The sequence below is a fragment of the Sorangium sp. So ce295 genome (genome assembly GCF_051527405.1).
In the GTDB taxonomy this organism is placed as follows: Bacteria; Myxococcota_A; Polyangia; order Polyangiales; family Polyangiaceae; genus Sorangium; species Sorangium cellulosum_B.
Genome location: NZ_CP150324.1, coordinates 10050363 through 10073855 on the forward strand (window position 1 = coordinate 10050363; position 23493 = coordinate 10073855).

The 23493-nt window shown below is 69.8% G+C and carries 14 protein-coding genes and 1 pseudogene; 10 read left to right on the forward strand and 5 right to left on the reverse strand.

The features are described from left to right. Positions 1 to 111: 111 nt before the first annotated feature. Positions 112 to 5277: an AAA family ATPase gene (locus tag WMF11_RS38115; RefSeq protein WP_437974273.1), complete on the reverse strand. Its 5166-nt coding sequence runs from the start codon at positions 5275 to 5277 to the stop codon at positions 112 to 114. A gap of 104 nt (positions 5278 to 5381) precedes the next feature. Next, complete coding sequence (locus WMF11_RS38120; RefSeq protein WP_437974274.1) at positions 5382 to 6233, reverse strand: helix-turn-helix domain-containing protein; 852 nt, start codon at positions 6231 to 6233, stop codon at positions 5382 to 5384. 104 nt (positions 6234 to 6337) lie between these two features. Here WMF11_RS38120 and WMF11_RS38125 point away from each other — a divergent pair, with 104 nt between their 5' ends. From WMF11_RS38125 to WMF11_RS38150, 6 genes are all read left to right on the forward strand, one after another. Continuing rightward, positions 6338 to 7402 (forward strand): glycoside hydrolase family 16 protein, encoded by a 1065-nt coding sequence (locus tag WMF11_RS38125; protein WP_437974275.1) that lies wholly within the window; start codon positions 6338 to 6340, stop codon positions 7400 to 7402. Between the two features lie 229 nt (positions 7403 to 7631). Beyond that, entirely contained in the window at positions 7632 to 10016 is a 2385-nt protein-coding gene (locus tag WMF11_RS38130; protein WP_437974276.1) for an alpha-amylase family glycosyl hydrolase, read from the forward strand. A 151-nt stretch (positions 10017 to 10167) separates the two neighbouring features. After that, positions 10168 to 10653: a hypothetical protein gene (locus WMF11_RS38135; protein ID WP_437904066.1), complete on the forward strand. Its 486-nt coding sequence runs from the start codon at positions 10168 to 10170 to the stop codon at positions 10651 to 10653. Positions 10654 to 10707: 54 nt separating this feature from the next. After that, entirely contained in the window at positions 10708 to 14760 is a 4053-nt protein-coding gene (locus WMF11_RS38140) for a kelch repeat-containing protein (RefSeq protein WP_437974277.1), read from the forward strand. 190 nt (positions 14761 to 14950) lie between these two features. Further along, a complete protein-coding gene (locus WMF11_RS38145) occupies positions 14951 to 15100 on the forward strand; it encodes a hypothetical protein (protein WP_437974278.1) in 150 nt (49 codons plus the stop codon). A gap of 56 nt (positions 15101 to 15156) precedes the next feature. Next, positions 15157 to 15969, forward strand: a complete 813-nt coding sequence (locus WMF11_RS38150) for a protein kinase domain-containing protein (RefSeq protein ID WP_437974279.1) — start codon at positions 15157 to 15159, stop codon at positions 15967 to 15969. A gap of 150 nt (positions 15970 to 16119) precedes the next feature. Here WMF11_RS38150 and WMF11_RS38155 read toward each other — a convergent pair. Further along, a pseudogene (locus tag WMF11_RS38155) lies at positions 16120 to 16527 on the reverse strand (NAD(P)-dependent oxidoreductase); the annotation flags it as partial. Between the two features lie 82 nt (positions 16528 to 16609). Here WMF11_RS38155 and istA point away from each other — a divergent pair. Both istA and WMF11_RS38165 read left to right on the forward strand, forming a co-directional pair. Then, a complete protein-coding gene (istA, locus tag WMF11_RS38160; RefSeq protein WP_437974280.1) occupies positions 16610 to 18196 on the forward strand; it encodes an IS21 family transposase in 1587 nt (528 codons plus the stop codon). After that, positions 18196 to 19017 carry an ATP-binding protein gene (locus tag WMF11_RS38165; protein ID WP_437743789.1) on the forward strand — a complete coding sequence of 274 codons (822 nt, stop codon included), beginning with the start codon at positions 18196 to 18198 and terminating at the stop codon, positions 19015 to 19017. Before istA ends, WMF11_RS38165 begins: the two co-directional genes overlap by 1 nt. A gap of 821 nt (positions 19018 to 19838) precedes the next feature. On the opposite strand, the gene WMF11_RS38170 is transcribed toward WMF11_RS38165, so the two are convergent. Then, positions 19839 to 20150, reverse strand: a complete 312-nt coding sequence (locus WMF11_RS38170; protein WP_437974281.1) for a hypothetical protein — start codon at positions 20148 to 20150, stop codon at positions 19839 to 19841. 143 nt (positions 20151 to 20293) lie between these two features. On the opposite strand from WMF11_RS38170, the gene WMF11_RS38175 reads away from it, so the two are divergent. Together WMF11_RS38175 and WMF11_RS38180 are read left to right on the forward strand one after the other, a co-directional pair. Next, positions 20294 to 21049 (forward strand): hypothetical protein, encoded by a 756-nt coding sequence (locus WMF11_RS38175; RefSeq protein ID WP_437974282.1) that lies wholly within the window; start codon positions 20294 to 20296, stop codon positions 21047 to 21049. Next, positions 21046 to 21768 carry a hypothetical protein gene (locus WMF11_RS38180; RefSeq protein ID WP_437974283.1) on the forward strand — a complete coding sequence of 241 codons (723 nt, stop codon included), beginning with the start codon at positions 21046 to 21048 and terminating at the stop codon, positions 21766 to 21768. The genes WMF11_RS38175 and WMF11_RS38180 overlap by 4 nt, the downstream gene beginning before the upstream one ends. 177 nt (positions 21769 to 21945) lie before the next feature. Here WMF11_RS38180 and WMF11_RS38185 read toward each other — a convergent pair whose 3' ends face one another. After that, the gene (locus WMF11_RS38185; RefSeq protein WP_437974284.1) at positions 21946 to 23490 is read right to left on the reverse strand and encodes a hypothetical protein; all 1545 of its coding nucleotides are present in this window, start codon (positions 23488 to 23490) and stop codon (positions 21946 to 21948) included. Positions 23491 to 23493 lie beyond the last annotated feature (3 nt).

Genomic DNA, 23493 nt, shown 5'->3' on the forward strand with positions numbered 1-23493 from the left:
TGGCGTCCTGGCGGTTCAAGAGACCCCACCTTCGGCCAAAGTACTCCTCCATCCCCTCGGCTCCGCGCCGCAAGGCCCAGCTGGCAAAAGGCGGCCCGCGCGCCCCTCTCCTCACGACGGCTGCGCGAGGCCGAGCTCCCGCTCCGGCTCGACGGGCAGCTCGACGACGAACGTCGTCCCGGAGCCCAGCTGACTGCGCAGATCCACGCGCCCTCCGTGCGCTCGCACGATCTCCCGGACAAGGTACAGCCCGAGCCCGAGGCTCTGCGCTTGATGAAGCCCCGTCGCGCGCTCGAACGCCTCGAACACGCGCCGCTGGTCGGCCTCGGAGATCCCGATGCCCTGATCGGAGACCGACAGGCGAGCGACGGCCCCGTCCCCGTCGGTGACGATCCGGACCGGCTTTCCGGCGCCGTACTTCATGGCGTTCGTGAGCAGGTTCGTCACGACCTGCTCGAGCCGCAGCCGATCCCACTGGCCCACGACGGCGCGCTCCGCCTGCACGTGGAGCGCACACCCAGCCAGCTCGGCCTGCTCGCTCAGCCGCCCGACGACGTCCCGCACGAGGGCCGCCAGGTCCACCGGCTCACGCGTCAGGGCGAGCCGCCCCTTCTGGACGCGCGAGAGGTCGAGCAGGCTGTCGATCAGCAGGTTGAGCCGGCCGAGCTGGCGCTTGAACGACGTGAGGGACGACGACAGCCAGGACGAGGAGACCGTCTCCTGCTGCTTGATCGATCGCGCGAGCGCGTCGAGCTTCAGATGGAGGCCTGTCACCGGCGTCTTCAGCTCGTGGGCGAGGAACGCCGTGCGCCGCTCCGCGGCCTCCGCCGCCGCCCGCGCCTCGCGCTCCCTGGCGAGCAAGAGCGCGTTCTCGAGCGAGATGGCCGCCTGCGTGGCGAGCAGCTCGAGGGCGAGGAGCCGCTCGGGCGTGAACGCGTGCGTCGTGACGTTGTTCTCGAGGTACAGCAGACCGAGCACCTCGGCCTGCCGCAAGATGGGGACGCAGAGGACCGACCTCGGGTTGTGCCGGACGATGTACTCGTCCCCCGAGAACCTGCCCGCCTTCGCGGCGGCGTCATCGAGGAGCACGCGCTCCTTGGTGAGCCGCACGTAGTGGAGGAGCGAGGCAGGGAGGAGCGGAGAGGACGACACCGGCAACGACTGGAGAACCCTGGTCACGGTCCCCTGTCGCTCCTCGATCGCGGCCTCCGCCTCGATCGTCAGGCCGCCGTCCCGCACCAGGATGAGGCAGCCCTTCTGCGCACCTCCCTGCTCGAGGACGAACTCGAGCAAGGTCCGCAGGAGCTTCTCGAGGAGGATCTCGCCCGAGATCGCCTGCGATGCCTTGACGACCGCGAGCACGTCGAGCTGCTCCGCGCGGGCCGCGAAGGTGGCGGTCGGCTCGATCGGCCGCCGCTCGAGGAGCTGCGAATAACGCTGCTCGAGCTGCTTCACCTTGCCGTCGGCCCCCCAGCGCACGTAACACGAGCGGGCCTCGCGCAGGTACGTATCGGAGAAGCGCTCGAACCCCCGCGCTCGATAGAACCGAGACGCGAGCTCGTAGGCGAGCGCTTCGATGTGGACGAAGCCGCTCTCGCGCGCCGCGCGGATGGCCTCTTCATAGAGGCGCATCGCGTCGAGGTCCCGGCCCTCGATGCGGGCGACCTCGGCGGACACCAGGGCGTAGCGGCTCCGGAAGTTCTCGGGGCAGCTGTCGGCCCAGCGCCTCAGCTTCTGGAGCGCGCTCTCGAGCGCCTGAGCGAATCGCTGCCGCTGCTCGGCCGGCGCCTCCGCGTGGAGGGCAGTCACCGTGAGCGCGTGGTAGAAGTGGTGCGTCGCTTCCATGGCCAGAGACGCCGCCTGCCCCTGCATCAGCGCGGCGGTGGCCGCGGACTCCAGCGCTTCGGCGTGACGCTCGTGCGTGAACGCGGCGATCTGCTTCATGATATGAAACATCGCGATCCCAAGGCCGAAGCCCGCCTTCTGGAGGATCGCGAGGGAGCTCGCCTCGTCGAAGTCGCCGCCGTCGAAGCTCGTGGGCCCCCGCGTCGCTCCCTTCAGGCTCGCCGCGAGCTGCTCTTCGAACCGGACCACGTTGTAGACAACGTCGTTGTGGGTCTGCCGGGCGAAGGCGGTGTATCTCCGCGCGACCTCGATGACGCGGTCGAGCGGATCGCCGTTCTCGAGGACGATCCACACCATGTTGTACGTCAAGTAGCCGGCGAAGATGAAGTCTCCGACGTCGAGGCAATCGAAGAATGCCTTGTCCATGAGCGGGATGCTCGTCGCGTAGTGCCTGTGCCAGATGCTGATGACGCCCGCGTGATGGAAGAGCAGCCTCCCCTTCAGCATGGCCGTGATGCTCTTGAATTTCTCGTTGAGCCTGATCGCCATCTCGGAGAACTGGAACGCGCAGGGGACGTCGCCGAGGAGGGACACCATGACCGCGGCGTAAATGCTATAAACGAAAGAGGACTCCTCGGCGTGTCCGTGCTGCAGGGACGCGTTCACCCCCTTGGCGGCGAGCAGCGGCCAGAGCGCCGGTCGCACGGAGAACATGAGGGGCGCCGACTCGGCGACCAGGCTGATGAACGCCCGCACGTCCTCGTCGGTCGCCACGGGCGCATCGACGAGATCGGCGACGCGACGGCCGCGCAAGGCGATCGGGACCTGCCGGATCTCGGCCTCCACGGCGGCGTGGATCTCCTCGTCGACCTCCGGGAGCGTCGCCCCGTAGAGCCGCAGGGCCTCGATCATCACCGCCATGGCGTCGCGGTGCCGCCCGGCGATCTGGTAGAGCCGCATGCGCAACCGGTGGGCCCTGGCCCGGTCGGGCCTGGAGCGGGCGTTCTGGAGGATCAGGTCGAACAGCTCGTCGGCCGGCTGGAAATTGCCGGTGATGGACTCGCATTCGGCGAGCTCCAGGTGGAGCCTGAACGTGTCCTCGTACCGCGCGCTCCAGGCGTCCTGCGGCAAGAGGGACGTCGCCTGCGCCAGGTAGCTGCGCGCGGAGGCATAGGCGACCGAGGCCTTCGCCTTGAGCCCTGCGAGGAGGTTGAGCCGGCAGAGCGCCTCCCTCTCGCGTGGATCGGTGATGAGGTGGGCGCCGTGATTGAGCTGGGTCGCGACGTCGAAAGCCCGCTCCTCGACCGCCCCGCCGGGCAGACGGGACACGAGGCGCCGGCCGATCTCGAGGTGCACAGCGGCCCGCCGCGCCGCCGGGATGAGCGAATAGGCCGCCTCCTGGACGCGGTCGTGGAGGAACTTGTAAGAGCCTTCGTGGCAGAGGACGAGCCCCGCGAGGATGGCCTGCCAGACCTCCGCGTGCAGCGCCTCCTCCGAGCGGTCGCACGCTATCGTCAAGACGCCGACCTCCGCGGCGCTCCCGAGGCAGGCGAGCTGCTTCAGCGCCTCCTGGGTGCCAGCGGGGAGCCGCGCGAGCTTGTCGACCATCAGATCGACCACGTTGTCGGTGAAGCCTTTGGCGCGGATCTTCGCCATGTCCCACCGGAAGGCGCCCGCCTGCGGGTCGAGCTCGATCAGCTGCTCTTCGTGGAGGGCGAGGAGAAACTGGATCGCAAAGAAGGGGTTGCCGGCCGTCTTCTCGTGGACCAGGGCCGAGAGCGGCGCGGCGTCCTCGGGGCGGCACTGAAGCATATCGCTGACGAGCAGGGACAGGTGCTCGCGGGAGAGCGGGCCGAGCACGAGCTCCTGGACGTGCGCGCCCCCCCTCCTCGCCTCGAGCAGCGCCGTCATGAGCGGGTGCGAGGGGGTCACCTCGTTGTCGCGGTACGCGCCGATGACGAGGAGATGGCCCGTGTCGAGGTGGGTCACCAGATCCTGCAAGAGCGCGAGGCTCGCCGAGTCCGCCCACTGGAGATCGTCGAGGAAGAGGACGAGGGGGTGCTCCTTCCGGGCGAACACCCCGATGAAGTGCCGGAAGACGGTGCGGAACCGGTTCTGCGCCTCGACCGGCGGCAGCTCGGGAGCCGGCGGCTGCGGGCCGATGACGAGCTCGAGCTGCGGGATCAAGTCGACGATGAGCTGCGCGTTGACCGTGAGGACCTCGAGCAACCGCTGCTTCCAGGCCGCGATCCGCTCGCTGTCGGCGAGGAGCTCGAGCACGATCTCCTGAACGGCCTGCACGATGGTGGAGTAAGGGATCTCGCGCTTGTGCTGATCGAATTTTCCCGAGGCGGAGAACCCCCGCTCGCCCGCGACGGCCCTGTCCAGCTCGTGGACCAGCGTCGATTTGCCGATGCCGGAGTAGCCCGAGAGGAGCACGAGCTGTGGAGATCCGGTGTCGACCACGCGCTCGAAGGCGCGCAGCAGCGCCGCGATCGCCTCGTCGCGCCCATAGAGCTTCTGCGGGATGCGCAGGCGGCCCGACGCGTCCTGCTCGCCCAGCGGGAACGGCGCGACGCTGCCGTCGCAGCGCCATGAGTCGAAGCACCGCTTCAGATCATGGCCAAGGCCGCGGGCCGTCTGGTAGCGCTCCTCGGGCATCTTCGCGAGGAGCTTCATCACGATGCGCTCGACCGCCTCCGGCACGTCGGGGACCACCTTGGACGGCGCCGCGAACGCGCGGGCGACGTGACAATGGATCCATTCGAGCGGGTCGCGGGCGTCGAAGGGGAGCTTCCCCGTGAGCATCTGATAGAGCGTGACCCCCAGGGAGTACAGATCGCTGCGGCTGTCGACCCCACGGTTCATCCGCCCTGTCTGCTCGGGCGACATGTAAGGGAGGGACCCCTCGATGACGCGGGCCGGCTCCAGGGCGTGCTGTTCGCGGGAGAGCCGTGAGGCGAGCGCGAGATCGGCGATCTTCACCTCGCCCGTGGCGGGAATGACGAGGATATTTGCGGGCTTGAGGTCTCTGTGAACGACGTTTCGCTGATGGATGTCGGAGACGGCATCCGCGATGCGGACGGCGAGATCGAGGAACCTGCCAATCGCCATCGGCGCGCCGAGCAGCCGATCGAGCGGCTCAGCGCCCGAGTCTTCCATGACGAGGGCGAGCGCCCCGTCGTACATCTCGAGGGCGAGGGGCCTGACGACGGCTGCCACGTCGAGCATCTTGCCCGTCTCGTACTCCCTCTTGAGCCGGGCGAGGTCCTTCGGCCGGCAGCTCCTCGGGTCGAGCACCTTGAGGACCACCGGATGGCCGTCGGCGTTTCGAACAGCGCGGTACACGGCGGTACCGCGGCCCTCGCGAATGGTCTCGGAGATCGTGTACGGGAAGGGAGGGGACGGGCTCGTCATGCAGGCGATGGGCAAGGCAGCCTCGGCAGTGGCAGCAGGCGCCCCCTCCCGGACAAGGTATACCATTCCCCGCCCCCGCATCATGGCCAGCGTTGCGGGCGATCCGGCGCGGATTCGCGTCAGCCGGCGGGCTCGGCCGCGCGCGGGCCCGAGGCGCCGTCGCCAGGCCGGCTCGGCCGCGAGCCGCTACCGCGCATCGACACGGTCATTTCGGTCAGCACCGCGCGCTGGCCGCCGAAATAGCCCTGGGGCGCGCAGCCGAGGGCGCGCGTGAAGACGCGGTGGCATTGCGCATAACTCCCGAACCCGACGGCGTACGCCGCGCGCGCGAAGCTCGCGCCGCGATCCACCTCGGCGATGAACTGCATCAGCTTGAGCCGCGCACGGTACTCGACGACGTTCACGCCCACGTCCTTGCGAAAACGCCGGCTGATCCCGCTCTCGCCCGTGCGCAGGCGCGCCGCGAGGGCTGCCCCGGGGAGCTTCGGGTCGAGCCGCAAGAGCTCGAAGATGCGGCGGCTCACCACGTGGGGGAGCGGCACATTCGACAGCGACCGCTCGAAGAGCTCCGCGAGGCGATGCTCCACGACCGAGATGTCGCGCGCTCGGTCGAGCGCGCCGAGGAGCGCGAGCTCGTCGGCGAGCACGGCCGGCGTGAGCTGCACAGCGTCGAGCGCGACCTTCGACGCGGCCCCCGCGACGCGAGCCCCCAGCTCGGGGCGGAGCGCCGCGACGTACAGAACGAAATCGCTGCTCTCCTCGAGGAGCGCGTGATCTTGCCCCGGCGCGAAATAGAGCAGCGTGCCCGCCACGAGCGGCACCACGCGCTTTCCGACGCCCATGATGCCCGTGCCGCGGGCGACGAGGTTGATCTCCGGCTCCTCGTGGAAATGTCGGGGCCGACGGTACTGCGGCTGGTGACGGAAGACCTGGGCGCGCCGGCCGGCGAGCATCGGAAAGGGCTGGAACAACGCGGGCCGAGCGCTCAAGACCAGGTCAGTGTGAGGCAGCGGGGACGCGGACAGAAAGCAAAAAATGCGAAGCGCTCTCGCCCCCGGCGCGCCACGTGAAGCTCATGATGTCTTCGACGCGCTGCACGGTCGCTTCGCTTCTGTTCTCCGCATTCACCGCGCTGGCCTGTGACGACGCCAGCCAGCCCCCGGGCTCGACGACGGGGGCTGGCGGGGACGGCACCGGCCCGGGGGCTGGTGGTGGTTCCAGCGCCGGAACGGGTAGCTCCGTGGCGGGTGCTGGGGCTGCGGATAGCGCTTCCAGCGCCGGAGCAGGCACGATCGGCGCAGGCGGCGCTGGCGGCGCAGGCGGCGCTGGCGGCGCAGGCGGCGCAGGCGGAACGGCGGGTGGCACAGCAGCGGCAGGCGCCACGGGGAACGGCGGCTCAGCGGGCGGCCCTTCCCCGGCCGAAGAGGCCTTCACGCTGCTCTTCCGCGACGATTTCGATCGGCTGGACGCGACTCGCTGGCAGCTGATGACACATTCCTGGACCGAGAATCTGGCGCTGTTCTCGCGATCCGCCGCGACCATCGAACGTGGCCAGCTGGTGCTCCGGCTCACGCCGGCTCCCCAGGGCACCGCCGACAGCTCCGGAGCCGCCAAGACCTTCCTGGGTGCCGAGGTTCGCTCCGTCGACGCGCTCACGTACGGGCGCGTGCGCGCTCGCGTCAAGCTGGCCCGAGGCTCGGCGGTCGTCTCGTCCCTGGTCACGATCTACACCCCCTGGCCAGCGGACAACTGGAACGAGCTCGACATCGAGTGCCTGGGGGCCAAGCCGAATGACGTGCAGTTCAACGCCATGGTGTACACCGGCGCTCCGGTACGGCCCCCGGTGACGCAATCCGTCAGTCCGACTCAGTATCCGCAGAAGGTGGACCTCGGCTTCGATCCGAGCGAGGACTTCCACACGTACCAGATCGAATGGACACCGTCCGGCGCCCGCTTTTCCGTCGACGACGTGCTCCGACACGAGTGGACGGAGCGCATCGACCTCATGGTGCTGCCGCAGAACGTGCTCATGACGATCTGGGCGTCGTCGAGCGCGGCCTGGGCCGGGGCCGTGGCGGCCGAGACGGGCAGGGCGAGCGCGACGTACGATTGGATCGAGCTCTATCGGTACACGCCTTGATCGGGTCGCGAGACCAGGCCGCTCCGAGCGCGTGAGCTCACGCGGTTCGGCCCGACGACGCGCGAAGCGAACGCCTGGGTATGCGGGGCGGAGCCCCGACGGAACCTGCGCGCGCCTGTTAGCGACACGACAGCATGGGCGGAGCATCGCTGTTCTCCACAGCGGCTGCGGTGATTCAGGGCGACGCGCGCGCTGACATGCCTCTCGCGATCGGATACTGCTCGAGGCCATGTCGCGCCGCCGTTCTGCCGTCATGATCGCCGCTGTCTCCGCCATCATGCTCCCTGCCGTCCCGCTCGCTTGTGGGGGCGATCGCGAGCACGACGCGGGCCAGGGGAAGGGTACGAGCGGCGCCGGGACGGCAGGCGCCGGTGCTGCTGGCGGCCAGGCGGCCGGCGCAGGCGGCGAGGCCGCGAGCGCTGGCGGGGCTGGCGCCGGCGGGGCGGGCGGAGGCGCGCAGTACGGGAACGTGCTCTGTCCGACCTCGTTCACGTTCAACGCGCCTCCCGGGGCCACGGATGTCCGCGTCCCTGGCGAGTGGAACGGCTTCGATCTCGGCGCTGCCCCGCGGCTGCAGGGCGGTACGCAGGGCCGGCTCACGGCCACCGTCGACCTGCCGCCGGGGCTTCACGGCTACAAGATCGCCTATCGGTCCGGCGGCGAGATCTCGTGGGTGCTCGACCCGGCGGAGGGGCGCCGCAAGTACGTCGACGGGGTCGAGAACTCGGCCGTCAAGGTCCCCGACTGCCGCCTCCCGTCGTTCTCGGTCGCGTCCAGCCAGGCGACGCGGCCTGCCGCCGGACAGGGCGCCTTCGAGGCCCGGCTCGTCTACCGGGACGGCATCGAGGGCGCAGGCCCCGAGGCGGCCGCGTTCGAGGCGGTCCTGCAGGACCAGGACGGCGAGGCGCGCCTGCTCACGGATCAGGAGCTCTCGGTCGGCGCGCGCGGCGACGTGCGGATCCAGCTCGGAGGCCTCGGCGACGGCAAATACCGCGTCACCCTCCGCGGGGCGACCCGGAGCGGCCGCGCCGGTGAGCCGCTCCGGCTGGTGTTCTGGGTCGAGGCCGAGCCGTTCTCCTGGGAGGACGCGCTCATCTACATGGTCGTCACCGATCGTTACCGCGACGGCGATCCCGCCTTGAACCCGCCCGCCACGCCGGGCGCCGATCCGCGGGGCGACTGGGCCGGCGGGGATCTCGAGGGGCTGCGGCAGGCGATCGAGGACGGCACGCTCGACGCGCTGGGCGTTCGGGCCATCTGGCTCACGCCGTTCCAGGAGAACCCCGCCGGCGCCTACCTGGCGAGCGATGGAGTCCACCAGGTCACCGGATATCACGGTTACTGGCCCATCAAGGCGCGCGAGGTGGATCCGCGGCTCGGCGGCGCCGGGGCGCTCCGGGCGGTGGTGGCCGAGGCGCACCGCCATGGGATCCGCGTCCTCCAGGACTTCGTGGTGAACCACGTCCACGAAGATCACGAGTACGTCTCGTCTCACCCGGAGTGGTTCAGGACGGGGTGCGTCTGCGGGACGGACGGGTGCGACTGGACGTCGCACGCGCTCGATTGCATGTTCGCGAGCTACCTCCCCGACGTGGACCACACGGTCCCCGAGGCCAACGCCGCGTTCGTGGCGGACGCGATCCACTGGCTCGACGCGTTCGATCTCGACGGGCTCCGCGTGGACGCCGTGAAGCACGTGGAGGAGATCGCCACGCGCAACCTCGCCGCGGAGGTGCGGGAGGCGTTCGAGCCGGCCGGTACACGTTATTTCCTGATGGGCGAGACGGCGATGGGCTGGAGCGACTGCGAAGGCCCGTGCAACGACGAGAACTACGGGACGATCGCGAGGTACATCGGCCCTCATGGGCTCGACGGCCAGTTCGATTTCGTCCTCTATCACGGGGTCTCGTACCGGACGTTCGGCTGGGGCGAGGAGGGCATGCTGCACGCCGCGTACTGGGTCGAGCACGGGCAGCGGCGGTGGCCGGAGGGCGCCATCATGACGCCGTACATCGGCAGCCACGACACGGCCCGGTTCGCGACGCTCGCCGACTACCGCGACGAGGCGGGGCCTCGCGGCCGGGAGGTCCCGGGCCGCCAGTGGTCGGACACCGCGGGAGCGCCCGAGTCGCCCGAGGTGTACGCGCGGGCGCGCCTCGCGATGGCGTGGCTCCTGGGCCTCCCGGGCGCGCCGCTGCTCTATTACGGCGACGAGTACGGCGAGTGGGGCGGCGCCGACCCGAACAACCGCAGCGTGTGGCGTCCGGAGGAGGATCTCACGGCGGACGAGCTGGAGACGCTCGATTTCGTGCGCGCGCTCGGGACCGCGCGCCGGGGCATCCCCGCGCTCCGCCGCGGCGCCTACGTGAACCTCACCGCCACGGAGGACACGCTGGTCTTCGGCCGTCGGCACGGCCGGGGGGAGTCCGCCGTGGTGGCGCTGACGCGCGCGGGGACGGCGCAGCACATCTCGGTCGAGGTCGCTCAGGCGCTCGGCCTCCCGCCCGGCACCGAGCTCAGGGACGCGCTCGGCGGCACGAGCGAGGTCGTCTCCGCGGCCGGCGTGCTCTCGATGAGCGTCCCGCCGGGCGGGGCGGTGATCTTCGCGCCGTGATCGCTGGCAGGCCGGCGGGAGCGGGCTGCGGCGGCGAGCGCAGGCGCAGCGGGAGCGGCCAGGCGCCTGGAAGAGCGCGGGAGGACGCGGCGGCGCGCGCGCTGTCCGATTGAGCTCCGCGGCCGCCCCGGGTATGTCGGAGCGGTACGACATGCAGCCGCCCGACGCGAGCCAGTTGCCCGAGGAGCTCCGCGCGCCGCCCCCGCGCCCCTGGGCGGCCTTGCGGCACGTCCGGCACCAGCTGGCTGGCGTGGGGTACTCGCTGCTCTTCTGGGCGGGGCTGGTCGGTGTCTGCTGGTTCTTCCGGCACATCGATTTCGTCGCGATGATCCTCGCCTTCTCGTACGCCGTCATGCCGGTCGTGCTCCTGTATCAGCTGCTGGGCAGCTATGCCGCGTGCCGCCTGGCGCTCCGCGGCGCGCCGTCGGCGGCGCACGTCTACGAGGGAGCCGTCGTGACGAGGTACGGGACGGTGAATATCTGGCACGTCGTCGTCGCCGGCCAGCACGTGCGGATTCGCGCGAACGCGCCGCTCGACAAGAGCGTGGTGGTCCTCGTGACGCCCGAGACGCGGAGCGGCAAGCGCCGAGTCGGGGTCTATCATCCCCGGCTCGGGATCTGCACATCGCTCGTGTGAGCCGCGCTCGCGGCGCTGTTGTTGCGGACGTGACCGCGTGAGACATTCGCCGGCATGCGAGCTGCGTCGGGTCTTCGCGTGCTGGTCATGGCCGTCCTGGTGCTGGCCGTCGTGGGGTGGATGGGCGCGCTCGGGTGCGCGGCGGGGCAGGACGGCGCGGCGGCGGCGGCGCTCGTACAGCGCCGGTTCCCGGCGCAGGCCGCCGAGGTGCTGGGCAGCGGCGCTCCCGGCGCGCCGTCGGCGATCGGCGCGACCGGCGGCGGCTTCGCGCTGGGCGCGCCTGGCCTCTCGGGGCGCGGGCCGCGGCTCCAGGCCGAGCTGCCGCGCGACGGCGGCGGCTGGATGCGGCTCTCGGGCGCTGGCGGCTTCGAGGTGCGGGTGCGCGAGGCCGGCGCGTCCGGCACGGGGGCGGTGGTCGACGGCGCGGTGATCTATGGCCGCGCGGGCGGCGCGTCGTTCTGGCGGGCGGTCGCCGGGGGCATCGAGGAGTGGCTCACGGTGGAGCCGGGCGCCGTGCCGGCGGGTGAGCCCGCCGCCGTCTGGGAGGTCGACGGCGCGGCGCTGCGGCAGCGCGGCGAGGCCGTCGAGGTGCTGGACGCGGCGGGGACGCCGCGGCTGCGCGTCACCGCGCCGCGAGCCTTCGCGGAAGGCGGGCGGCCGATCGCGGCGCGCCTCGAGGCGCGCGGGGCGGAGATCGCGCTGCTTGTCGAGGCGTCGGGGGAGCTGCTGCTCGTGGATCCGCTATGGCGCCCCGTCGGAGCGATGGCCACGCGGCGGGACGCCGGGCATACGGCCACGCTGCTGGGCGGCGACGACGGGCGGGTCCTGGTCGTGGGCGGCTATGACGGCGACGGCTATGTCGCGCGCGCTGAGCTGTACGACCCGGCGGACGACAGCTGGGCGCCGGCACAGCCGATGAGCGCACCGCGCCTCGAGCACGCCGCGCTGCTGCTGGACAGCGGGCAAGTCCTCGTCGCGGGAGGCTCCGACGGCTCGGGCACGACGGTGGCGAGCGCGGAGCTGTACGACCCGGCGGAGGACCGCTGGACGCCGGCGCGGTCGATGAACGGCGCGCGCCAGGGCCCCACGGCGACGCGGCTGGACGACGGGCGGGTCCTCGTCACGGGCGGCTGGAGCAACGGCACGTTCCTCCGGAGCGCGGAGCTGTTCGACCCGCGCGAGGGCATCTGGACCGCGACGGCGCCGATGAGCACCGCGCGTTATGCGCACACCGCGACGCTGCTCGGCAACGGGCGGGTCCTGGTCGCCGGAGGTATCGGGGCGGCGGGCGAGGTCCCGACCGTGGAGGTGTACGATCCGGCGAGGAACACCTGGACCCCGGCGCAATCGATGAGCACCGTGCGCCGAGGGCACACGGCGACGCTGCTCGACGGCGGGCAGGTCCTGGTCACGGGCGGCTTGACGAGCGACGGTACGTTCCTCGCGAGCGCGGAGCTGTTCGACCCGGTGAACGGCGGCTGGACACCGCTGGCGCCGATGAGCTTCGGGCGCTTTGGCCACACGGCGACGCTGCTCGACGGCGGGCGGGTCCTCGTCGCGGGCGGCATCCACTCATCGAACCTCCACCTGGCGGACGCGGAGATCTACGACCCGGCGGAGGGCTCCTGGTCGAACGCGCCGGCGATGGCCGTCGGCCGCAGCTCTCATACGGCGACGCTGCTCCCGAACGGCGGCGTGCTCGTGACGGGCGGCAATCAAGGCGTCGAGACGAACGCCGAGGTCTACGACCCGCCGGGCAGGAGCCCGTGGGCGGAGACCGCGCCGATGCGCTACTCGCGCTACGCGCACACGACGACGCTGCTGGGCGACGGGCGGGTCCTTGTCGCGGGCGGCTACGGGGCCGAGGGCATCGACCTCAATACCGCTGAGATCTACGACCCGGCCGACGGAACATGGACCGGGGTGAAGGAGATGCGCGACGCGCGCTACACGCACACGGCGACGCTGCTGCCGCACGGGCGGGTCCTGGTTGCGGGCGGGTACGCGAGCAGGGCGGAGGGCGCGCTCGCGACCGTGGAGATCTTCGACCCCATGACGAGCGGCTGGACAGCGGCAGCGCCGATGATCGTCGCGCGCCAGGGGCACACGGCCACGCTGCTGGACGACGGCCGGGTCCTGGTCACGGGCGGCGTCGGGGCCGACTACGTCAACCTCGCGAGCGCGGAGATCTACGACCCGCGGGAGGGCACCTGGACCGCAGCGGGGGCGCTGATCGCCGCGCGCCAGGGGCACACGGCGACGCTGCTGGCCGACGGCCGGGTCCTGGTCACAGGCGGCTACGGGCCCCGCGGTGAGGCCCCGAGCGCGGAGCTCTGGAGCCCCGGCGAGCGCGGCTGGACAGCGGCAGCACCGATGATCGCCATGCGCCGGGCGCACGCGGCGACGCTGCTGGACGATGGGCGGGTCCTGGTCACGGGCGGCTCCCCGGATTCGGAGGGGATCAGCGGGCTCGCGAGCGCGGAGGTGTACGATCCGGCGACCGATCGCTGGACGACGCGAACGCCCATGAGCGCCGCGCGCCAGAACCACACGGCGACGCGGCTCCTGGACGGGCGGGTCCTGGTCGCGGGCAATGCCTCTGTCAATGGCCATGGCAGCGCGAGCGCCGAGGTGTACGACGTGGCTGCGGACAGCTGGTCTCCGGCAGGGACGATGTACTCCGAGCGATCTCATCACGTGGCGACCCTGCTGCGCGGTGGCAAGGTCCTGGTCACAGGCGGCGTGGGCCCCGGCACCTACATCTCCAGCGCCGAGCTCTACACCGCGGCGTTCCCCGGCGCCCCTTGCGACACCGACGCGGACTGCGCCGGCGTTTCCTGCGTCGACGGCGTCTGCTGCGACGTCCCTTGCGCGGGCGCGTGCATGGCGTGCTCCGCCGCGAAGAAGGGCGCCGGCCCCGACGGCGCATGCGGGCCCATCCAGGCCGGCGCCGATCCGGACGACGACTGCGCCGCGGAGCCTGCCCTCTCCTGCGGCACCACCGGCCTCTGCGACGGCCGTGGCGCCTGCCAGCTGCAGGCGCAGGGCGCCCCCTGCGGCGCCGCCTCGTGCAAGGACGCCTCCGAGCTCGTCGAGGCCCCCCTCTGCGACGGCCGCGGGGTCTGCGCCGAGGGCGACACCCGTTCTTGCGCCGAGTACCGCTGCGTCGCGGGCGCCTGCCTCACGGGCTGCACCTTCGACACCCAGTGCGCCGACTCGGCCTACTGCGCGGAGACCGGCGGCGACTGCCTCCCGAAGAAGCCCGTCGGCGCCCCGTGCTCGCTCCCGAAGGAGTGCCTCAGCGGGCAGTGCAGGGCCGGAGAGTGCGCGCTCGACACCGACGAGGACGGCATCCCCGACAGCGAGGACAACTGCCCTGCGGTCCCGAACACGCTCCAGGCCAACACCGATGCTGGCCTGCCTTCGGGCGATCTCCTCGGCGACGCCTGCGATGACGACGACGACGCCGACGGCGACGGCGATACGGTGGACAACTGCCCCCTCGTCGCGAACCCCGACCAGGCCGACGTCAACCGCGATGGAGTCGGCGACGCCTGCGATTGCGACAACCCGCGCAAGCCCGACGGCAGCCCCTGCGACGACGGCAACGCCTGCACGCAGACCGATACCTGCCAGAACGGCGCCTGCGTCGGCGGCGATCCCTTCGTGTGCCCGCAGCCCGACACCTCCACCTGCCGGCGCGCCGTCTGCGCGCCGGCCACCGGCGCCTGCCAGAGGCGCTACAAGCTCGACGGGGCGCCCTGTCCAGGCGGCGAGTGCATCGCCGGGGGCTGCTTGCTCGCGGAGGCCGCCAGCGGCTCCGGAGGCGGCGCGGGTGGCGAGGGTCAGGGCGGCGGCGGCCAGGGCGGCGGGGGTCACGGCGGCGACGCCGCCGCGAATGGCTCCGGCGGCGCCGGCGGTGCCGGCGGCTCCGGCGGCGATGCCGGCGGCGCGCCTCCGGCGCCTGCAGCGGAGGGGAGCGCCCCGCCGCGCGCGCACGGCAACGGCTGCGCCCTGGCGCGCGGCGCCGGTCCTGACGCGGGCGGCTCGTCCGTGCCCTGGCTCCTGCTCGCCGCGCTGCTCGCCGCGCGAAGAGAGCGGCGCTGACGTGATCCTGGTGCACAGCAAGCAGCCCGACGCCTCGGAGGTGCTGGCGTTCGTCCGCCAGTGGCACTCGAACACGCCCCTCGTCGTGGCCCCGATCACATAACCTTCGATTCGTCTGGATCATCTCATATCCGAAAGGATCTGGAACTTCATCTTTGCCAATCAGTCCATCCGGACGGTGGTCTCCGCCGTGAGAGAGAACCTGCGCCCCCTGCGCGCCAGCGCCGATCTCATGTCCGTGGAGGGCCGGATCGCCTCGGTGGAGGAGATCTTTCGCCTCCAAGGCGCCGACGAGCTCTGCCGGGCGGAGCGAAAGGATTTCGACCCGACGCGTCGATGACACCGGCGCCTGCGCTAGGCTCCGGCCGAATTGAAGGCGCGAGGGTCGAGGACGGCGTGAACGACTTGGTGGACACGAGGCGAACCGCTCTCGACGTCGAGGACTTCCTTCACGGGCTCCGGGGCGCTGCGAGGAGCGATGTGAAGACGTCCAACCCCGAGCTACGCGCCTGTTTTGTCGACCTGGGGGGACGATCTTTCTTCGTGAAGTGGGCGAAGCGCGAAATCTTCGACGAGACGCTCCGCAAAGACGCGGAGATCTGCTCGCTCGGCCTTCACCCGGCGATCGTCCGTCTGTACAATGTGCTCGAAGCGCGGGACGGGACGGCGCTCGTCTTCGAGAAGATAGAGGGGACGCCGCTCATCGAGAGACAGAGCCGCGGCCGGTTCAACGCGCTCCCGGTGGCCGAGAAGATGCGCGCGCTGCGCCTCATCTTCGGCGCCATCGACGCCATCGCCGGATCAGGCTACGTCGTCGTCGACTTCTACGAAGGCAATGTGATCTACGATTTCGCCCACAGAACGGTCAAGATCCACGATTTCGAGCTGTTCGAGCGGGGCGAGGGCTTCACGCTGAAGGTCCAGCGCAACTACGGCTCCACCCGGCTCATGGCCCCTGAAGAGTTCATCCAGGGATCGTGGATCGACGGCCGGACGAACGTCTTTCAACTCGGGCGTTATGCCATCTGTGCGCTGAGCGACCGCGCTGGCGAGGACTGGCGCGAAGGGTTCCGGTGCTCTTCCGAGCTGGCAAACATACTCCTCCGGGCGACCAGACCGGATCCGGCGGAGCGACACCCATCCGTCAAGCGGTTCTGGGAAGAGTTCGACGCGGCGACGGTCGATGTCGCCGCCGGATCCACCGACTAAACAATTTCTCCACGCGGGGCGCGCCGCCCAGACGACGATCGCGGCCAGCGCGGCGTGAGCGATCTCCTCCTGGACGTCGGCGGCATGCCCGCCGATGTGCGGCGTCGAAAGGACGCGCGGGTTCTGGAGGAGCTCCCCGTCCAGCGCCGGATCGAGCACGTCGGAGCCGTACCCGTCGAGCAGCCCCTCGTCGAGGTAGCGCCGGACGGCGTCGTGATCGACGACCTCGCGTCTGGACATGTTGACCAGCCCCCCGCCACGGCGCGCTCGCGCCAGGATCGCGGATCCGATCAGGTGCCGCGTCTCGGGCGTCAGCCCTCGGGCCTTCGACTTTTCGGCGGGCGCAACGTCTACGCCGGCGAGGCGAACGCGGCCCAGATCGGCGTAGGTGCCGTGGGTGAACTGCCAGTTCGCAGGGTCATGGGGCCACCTGACGGCGTTTTTCGCAGGGTCATGGGGCCACCCCAATCGCAGGAGGATGGGGCCACCCGCGCGGGGGCGTGACCCAGTTTTTCGCAGGGTCATGGGGCCAGCTTCCGAGGTTTTTCGCAGGGTCATGGGGCCAGCTCGGGACGCCGCGGTCGGGATCTGAGACGGGCTCCTTCCGATGACGGCGCGGGTCGCCGTCGGAAGGAGCCCGATGCCCTACCGAGAGCTGATCATGGTTGACATCAAGGAAATGCTCCGCCGTCGTGCGGCGGGGCAAAGCGCGCGTCAGGTGGCGCGCGAGACGGGGTTCGATCGCAAGACGGTCGGCAGGTACTTCGAGGCCGCAGCGACGCTGCCACTGCCACTCGACCGCGAGCCGACGGACGAGGAGATTCACGCGATCGCCCAGCGCGTGCAGGCGCGCCCGGTGCCCGACGCGAGCGACGAGAGGAAGCAGATCGACGCGCATCGCGTGCGTATCGAGGCCTGGCTCGCTCAATCTCGCCCGCTGAAGCTGCGGAAAATCCACACGCTGCTCCAGCGCGACCACGGCGTCACGGCGAGCTACGACACGCTCTGGCGCTTCGCCAAGGAGGAGCTCGCGTGGCGCAAGAAGACGCCGACGGTTCGTGTCGCTGATACCGAGCCCGGCGAGGTCGCGCAGGTCGATTTCGGCCTCATGGGCAGGCTGTTCGATCCTGCGACGCAGCGAGCTCGCAATCTGTGGGTGCTCGTGGTGACGCTCGTGTACAGCCGCTACCAGTTCGTGTGGCCGTCGTTCGAGCAGACCACCGTGGCGGTGTGCGCGGGCCTGGATGCCGCGTGGCGGTTCTTCGACGCGATGGCGCGCGTGATCATCCCGGACAACATGAAAGCCATCGTGCTGCGCGCCGACGAGCTTGCCCCCGTGCTCGTGCCAGCCTTCCTCGACTACGCGCAGACGCGCGGGCTGTTCGTCGATGCCGCGCGTGTCCGGTCGCCGAGAGACAAGGCGCGTGTCGAGAATCAGGTCGCCTACGTGCGGGAGAGCTGGTTCGACGGCGAATCGTTCACGAGCCTCGACGACGCGCGCGTGTCGGCTGAGCGGTGGTGCCGCGACGTTGCCGGCGCGCGCGTCCACGGCACGACGCGCGAGGTACCGCGCGAGGTGTTCGAGGCGCGCGAGAGGAGCGCCATGAAGCCGGCGCCGGCAGCACCGTTCGACGTGCCGTACTGGACCGACGCGAAGGTGCACCCCGATCATCACGTGCAGGTGCTCCGGTCGCTCTACAGCGTGCCCACCCGCTACGTCGGCAGCACGGTGCGCGTCCGCGCCGACAGCGCGTCGGTGAGAATCTACGCCGGTACGGAGCTCGTGAAAGTGCACGCGCGCGTCGCGCCGGGCAAGCGTTCCACCGATCCGAGCGACTACCCCATGGGCAAGGACGTCGCAGCGGTGCGCGACGTCGCCTCGCTCATCGCGAGCGCGAAGACGTGCGGAGTGCACGTCGGCGTCTACGCTGAGCGACTGCTCGCGGTGCCATTGCCCTGGACGCGCATGCGGCTGGTCTACGCGCTGCTGCGTCTGTGCAAGAAGTTCGGTAATGGGCGTGTCGAGGCGATCTGCCAGAGCGCGCTCGCGTTTGATGTCATCGACGTGCAGCGCGTGGCGCGCATGCTCGAGACGGCGAAGACGCCGGCGTCACCGTCCACGGGGCAGCGCACGGTCGTTGCGCTGCCCGCGCCGCGGTTCGCGCGCAGCACGGAGCACTTCGCGACGCGCATGCCGGCGGCTGCCGCGACCAAGGAGGACTCGTGATGAGCTCGAGCGATGTCGACCCTGCGCTCATCACAGCGCTCAAGCGCCTTCGTCTCGGCCGCATCGCGGCGACGCTGCGCGAGCGTCTCCTGGTCGCCGAGAAGCAGTCGATGGGACACGAGGAGCTGTTGCTCATGCTGCTCACCGACGAGATCGCGCGCCGCGAGGCCAGCGCGACGGAGAGCCGCGTACGCGACGCCGGGCTCGACCCGGCCATGCGCCTGGAGCTCTGGGACAAGACCGCGAAGGTCAGCTTCGACAAGCGTCTGCTCGGCGGGTTCACGAGCCTACGCTTCCTCGAAGAGCACAAGCACATCGTCATCCTCGGCTCTGTCGGCGTGGGCAAGACCTACCTCGCGAACGCGCTCGGACACCTCGCGTGCCAGCACGGCTACAGCGTGCGCTTCTTGCGCGCGGACGCGATGCTGCGCAGGCTGCGCCAGAGCAGACTCGACAACTCACGCGACGCCGAGATGGTCGCGCTCACGACCGTCGACCTGCTCATCCTCGACGACTTCGCGCTCGAGGCGATGAACAAGGAAGAGAGCCGCGACGTGTACCAGCTCTTCCTCGAACGCACAGGCAACGCTTCGATGATCGTCACGAGCAATCGCGACACGGCTGAGTGGCTCGCGATGTTCGACGACGTGCTGCTCGCGCAGAGCGCCGTCGATCGGTTCAAGAACGCGGCGTTCGACTTCATCATCGACGGGGAGTCGTACAGACCGCGGCTCAAGCCGAAGCTCGACGAGAGCACCACGGCCGCGCTGGTGCCCGCGCGCAGCAAGCCGCCCACCCACCCACGCGGCAGGCGGCGATGACCGCTGCGGCCCCGGCGAGGACGTCGAGCCTGGGGCCGCGCCTCTGACCCCTCGCTCCGAGCGGCGTGCCTCGCCCACCCTCGTCGATGGGACCGCTGGTGTTGCTGGGGGCGGGGCGAACCTGCCTGCTCCTGAGCGTCGCGGACCCTGCCGGGATCTACCGGGGGCCTGGGTGGCCCCATGACCCTGCGAAAAGAGAGACGTCGCCGGTCGCTGCGCGCCCGGCTCCGGGGACCTCGACACGCTTCGCGGTCTCGGGCATGGTCGAGACCGATCACGGTGTCTCCCCCTGGCCCCATGACCCTGCGACGGGGTGGCCCCATGACCCTGCGACGTGGCAGGTGAACGGTGAACGCCGGCGATCTCGTGGCCGCGATCTTCACCGACCCGACGCGGGACGCGATGATCACCGACAGGCGCGCCGTCAACGGCGGCGGCGGCCCGCCCAGGGCGTCGCGGCGGGTCGCGCTCGCTCGTGGCGCTGGCATGCGGGCGACGTCGTGCAGCCCAGGCGCACGCCGTCCGTGCGCTCTCACGGCCACGTGGACAGACCGCCAGTGACAGCAGCCTGACGAACGCTGGCGCCGCGGACAGCTGCGCAGTGGCCCACGCTCTGGACGGTATGACCCATGTCCATTGGGATATCCTCCTCCAGGTTGCATTTGACGCCCAATCCTGCCATCAGAAGAATTGGTTGCATCGCCAGGTTCTCCGGGCGGTACCAAAGGGGGAAGTAACCGATGAGAACGGAACGCGGACGGGTCGCATCGGCGGCGATGTTCGCTCTCGTGCTCGGTGTCGCTTCGACGCAGGCAGAGGCATCAGAGCTGAGCGCCGGTGTAAGTCTCGGCTGGATCCAGGCTGGCACTGCGCCGCGCTTCGCGGTAGGCCCGCATGTTGGGATATCGTGGCACCTTGAAAAGAACCTCCTGTTGAAGGTTCATGATCTGTGCAGCGTCGTGCCTCCAATCCAGATAGGCGGACCCGGCGTTTACAATCACACCTCCGTTGCCCTTGGATATAGCTGGAGGGATGGCGACATTGGCTTGGGCCCATCGGTTGCGCTCTACTTCATGCCAGCGTGCGGAAGCACCTTGTGTGGACAGGTTGCCGGGATGGCGGTAGGCGGACATGCGCAAGCAAGCGCGTACATCGCGGGGCCGCTGGGAATATCGGCGAGCGCCAATCTGGACTGGATCGACGGAAGAAGTCTTGTTCTACCAGGCTACACATCCGTCGTTGTCGTTGCCGGCCCCGTGATGCGATGGAGTTCCAGATGAGCTCAAGAAAGAGCCTGTTTCTCATCGTCTCTATCGCAATCTGGGTGTTGGCGGCATGCAACTGGACGGTGGGAGACTGCTACCCTCGCGAGGAATGGACCTCGGGCGCAGGTGCGGGGCCAGGTTCGGAACCCGTTCCGGTCTTCAGCTCCAGCGCAGCCGGTGACTTCGGTGATGCGCCATCGGGAGAACGGCAAGGCGCCGGAGAGCAAGAGATCCAGTGCAACAAGACGGATAGCTCAGACGAAGAGGAAGAAGAGCGCCCGAGAGATAGCTCGGAGAGTCCGACAAATGGCACATGCTCAGGCCCCGGTGACACCGTCGGAGACGGCCAGACTTACGTATTCTGTAGCGACATCTGCAGTTCGAAGTGTCCGCCAGCCGGAGTGAACGGCTTCTCGCCAGCCATCTTCAGTTTCGTTACAACGATCCCCGACGACGGAACAGGCGAATCGGGAGGCTGGCAAAAAGCCACCGTCAGTCTGAAGGTCAAGCGGTGGGTCGAGATATATCCGGAGTTCTGGGAATGTCCACAGATGACGTTCGGGATGCCGCTGCGAAACAAAGATCAGGGGCAGATTCCAGCGGGCGAGGCCGCGCGCATCAGTGCCGACGTGGCGACCAAAGCTTCGCGTAAAATAATGAGGGCAAACCCCACTATTCCGCGAGGAATCTACTGTACCATGTTAAAGGACGAGATGGACATCAGCCTCCGCAAGCGCGTGGCCGGGTCCAGAGTCACACAGCCATGAAGCACGGGGTCGAGGAGTTGTTCGACGTCGTATATCGCTACTACCCTCGGCGAGTTCCGTACGAGGATCTTGGTCGCGTGCAAACAGAAGAGGATCGACGGCTGGTGGACGCCCGTCGCCGAGCCAGCGCCGATTGCGAACGGTGGCTTGGCATGTTGCGGCGCCTGCGTGAGCAGTTCCCTGAGAACGAGGTCGACAATTTTTCAGCTCATCTCGCGATGGGAAGCCACGACGGCTGTTATTCCGGTTCTCTCTATCTTCCGAAGGTCACCGGAGGACACCGACATGCAATCGAATTCAGGGTAAGCTTCCTGGTCCCTTATTACACCGTCTACAGCTCGCGCCTCGTTGATGATCTCGAGGGGATCGAGAGCCAGAAGTCGCTCCGCGCGACGCCACCTCGTGCCGTCACGATCTTCGTCCATGATACGGCCTACATCCTACCCGCCTGGGTTGGCAAGCTGATCAAGCTGATCAAGCCCGAGCTTGTTGAACCACCTTCGATGGAAGATAAACCCACGCGGCAGGTCATCTCCTTTGAGCTATCACCCGATGAGCAGCCGTACGCTGCAGGGATCGCCCAAGAGATTGAAGCGACATGGGGATACGAGCACATGCCGCCGGAGATCGGCAACGTGGTCGTGCCGGACGTGGCGACCAATCTACGACGTTTGGGAGAGGCCAGGCTATACGATTGCCTTTTTTCAGACGCATGGTAGGCCGGTGATGCTCTCAACCTCGACACTCACCGACACCCCAAGCGGTCTGGCAGAGTATGAAGCGCAGCGGACCGGGCTCGAACCCTCCACAGCGGGCCGAGCTCGCCGACGTGACCTTCGACCTTCGCGCCCGGTTCTATCGAGCCCGATAGCTCGCTGCGGTAAGCTTCAATGCAGTTATTCAGAAAAGCGCAGTGTCTCGACCTTGATGCCATCCTCCCCCGTGATCGTCTTGCCCGACCAGTCCCAGCTGATGCCGCCCTTGCCTGGCGGACCGAGCTCGTAGGTGACGCCCTCCAGCGTGAGCTGGTCCTCGTCGAGGTAGGCGATGCCGATCGAGTCGCCGCCGCGCCCGGGGCCGCCGTAGCCGCCGTCGCCCCCTCGGCCGCCGTTGCCACCCTCACAGGACCACGTACCGTCCCCCACCGCGCCGCCTAACGCGCCTCGCCCCGCTTTGCCGCCGTCTTCGGGCTCCCCGCCGTCGCCGCCTGGGCCCGCGTCGATGGTCGTGACGACGCTATCGCGCAGCGTCAGCTTGGCATGGAGCGCGACGATGCCGATGGTCGGGTGCCCGTTTTCGCCCCCGCGCCCGCCCCTGCCGCCGCAGCCGCCGGCGCCTCCCGAGCCGCCGCCGGCGCCTCCCTTGGTCGTCACGCCACACACCGCGAGTTCGCCTCGCCGGCCCCCGCCGCCTCCGCCGCCTTGACCTGGCATCCCCCTGCCGCCGTCGCCTGCCCACTCGGCCTCCCAGCCTGTCTCGGTGATACGCCCGATGCCCTGACCCGCGGCGCCGACGGCGCCGTACATGCCGGAAATCCCGTTGTTTCCACCGTTGCAATGGACGCCTGGCACGTCCCCGCCTCCTCCCCGGCCAGCGTGCGCGGCGTCTGGAGTTGGCATCGGCTCCCCGTCATCCCCGTCCTCCGCGCCGTCGGGAAGCCCGTCGCCTCCCTTGCCGCCAACGCTCGGGGTTCCACCGTCGCACGGATTCACCATCGCCGAGCCGCCGGGGACGGTGTCTGCCGAGCACGCATCGCCGCCGTACAGGCCATCCGGTCCGTCCGCTGCGCGATTGAGCCCGCCCCATTCCTCCCCATCGTGACCTGCCCATCCGTACGACGTGCGAACCTCGCCCCGGACGAGCTCCACGACCGTGCCGGATTGCACGAGCACTCCGATCGGGCCGCCCGACCGGAACCGCATGTCGACGATCGTCGATACCCCGTCCGCGGCTCCCGTATCTCCGGCGCTCGCCGGTACGACGGTCAGAGCGATGCCGTCGGTAGCTGAAATCTGAAGGATCGAGGGCGCGAAGCGGGGCATCCGCTTCCAGTCGATGCAGCTGAAGCCGCCGATGAGATCCACGCCGGAAGGCAGATCGAGGGGCCCGAAGAAGCCGTCGGCGCATGCGAACACGCGCCCTCGTGCGGCACGCGCGAGCTCCACGGCGCGCTGCAACGTGCGCACGGGCCGCTTCTTCGTACCCGGGTTCGCGTCGTCGCCGTCGCCCCAAACGCCGGCCACGAACACCCCGCAGCCATCCTCCCACACGTCCACGGCGAGGCGCTCGAGACAGAACGACTCTGGCGGCGCGTCACCCTGACACGACGAGGTACCGTCGCAGCCCGTTCCGCCCGGCTCGTTGGGACCCGGTGCGGTGCCGCAGCCGGCCGCGACGAGGAGCAGCGCGGGGGACAGATAGATCGCTCTTGTGGTTCGCATCGT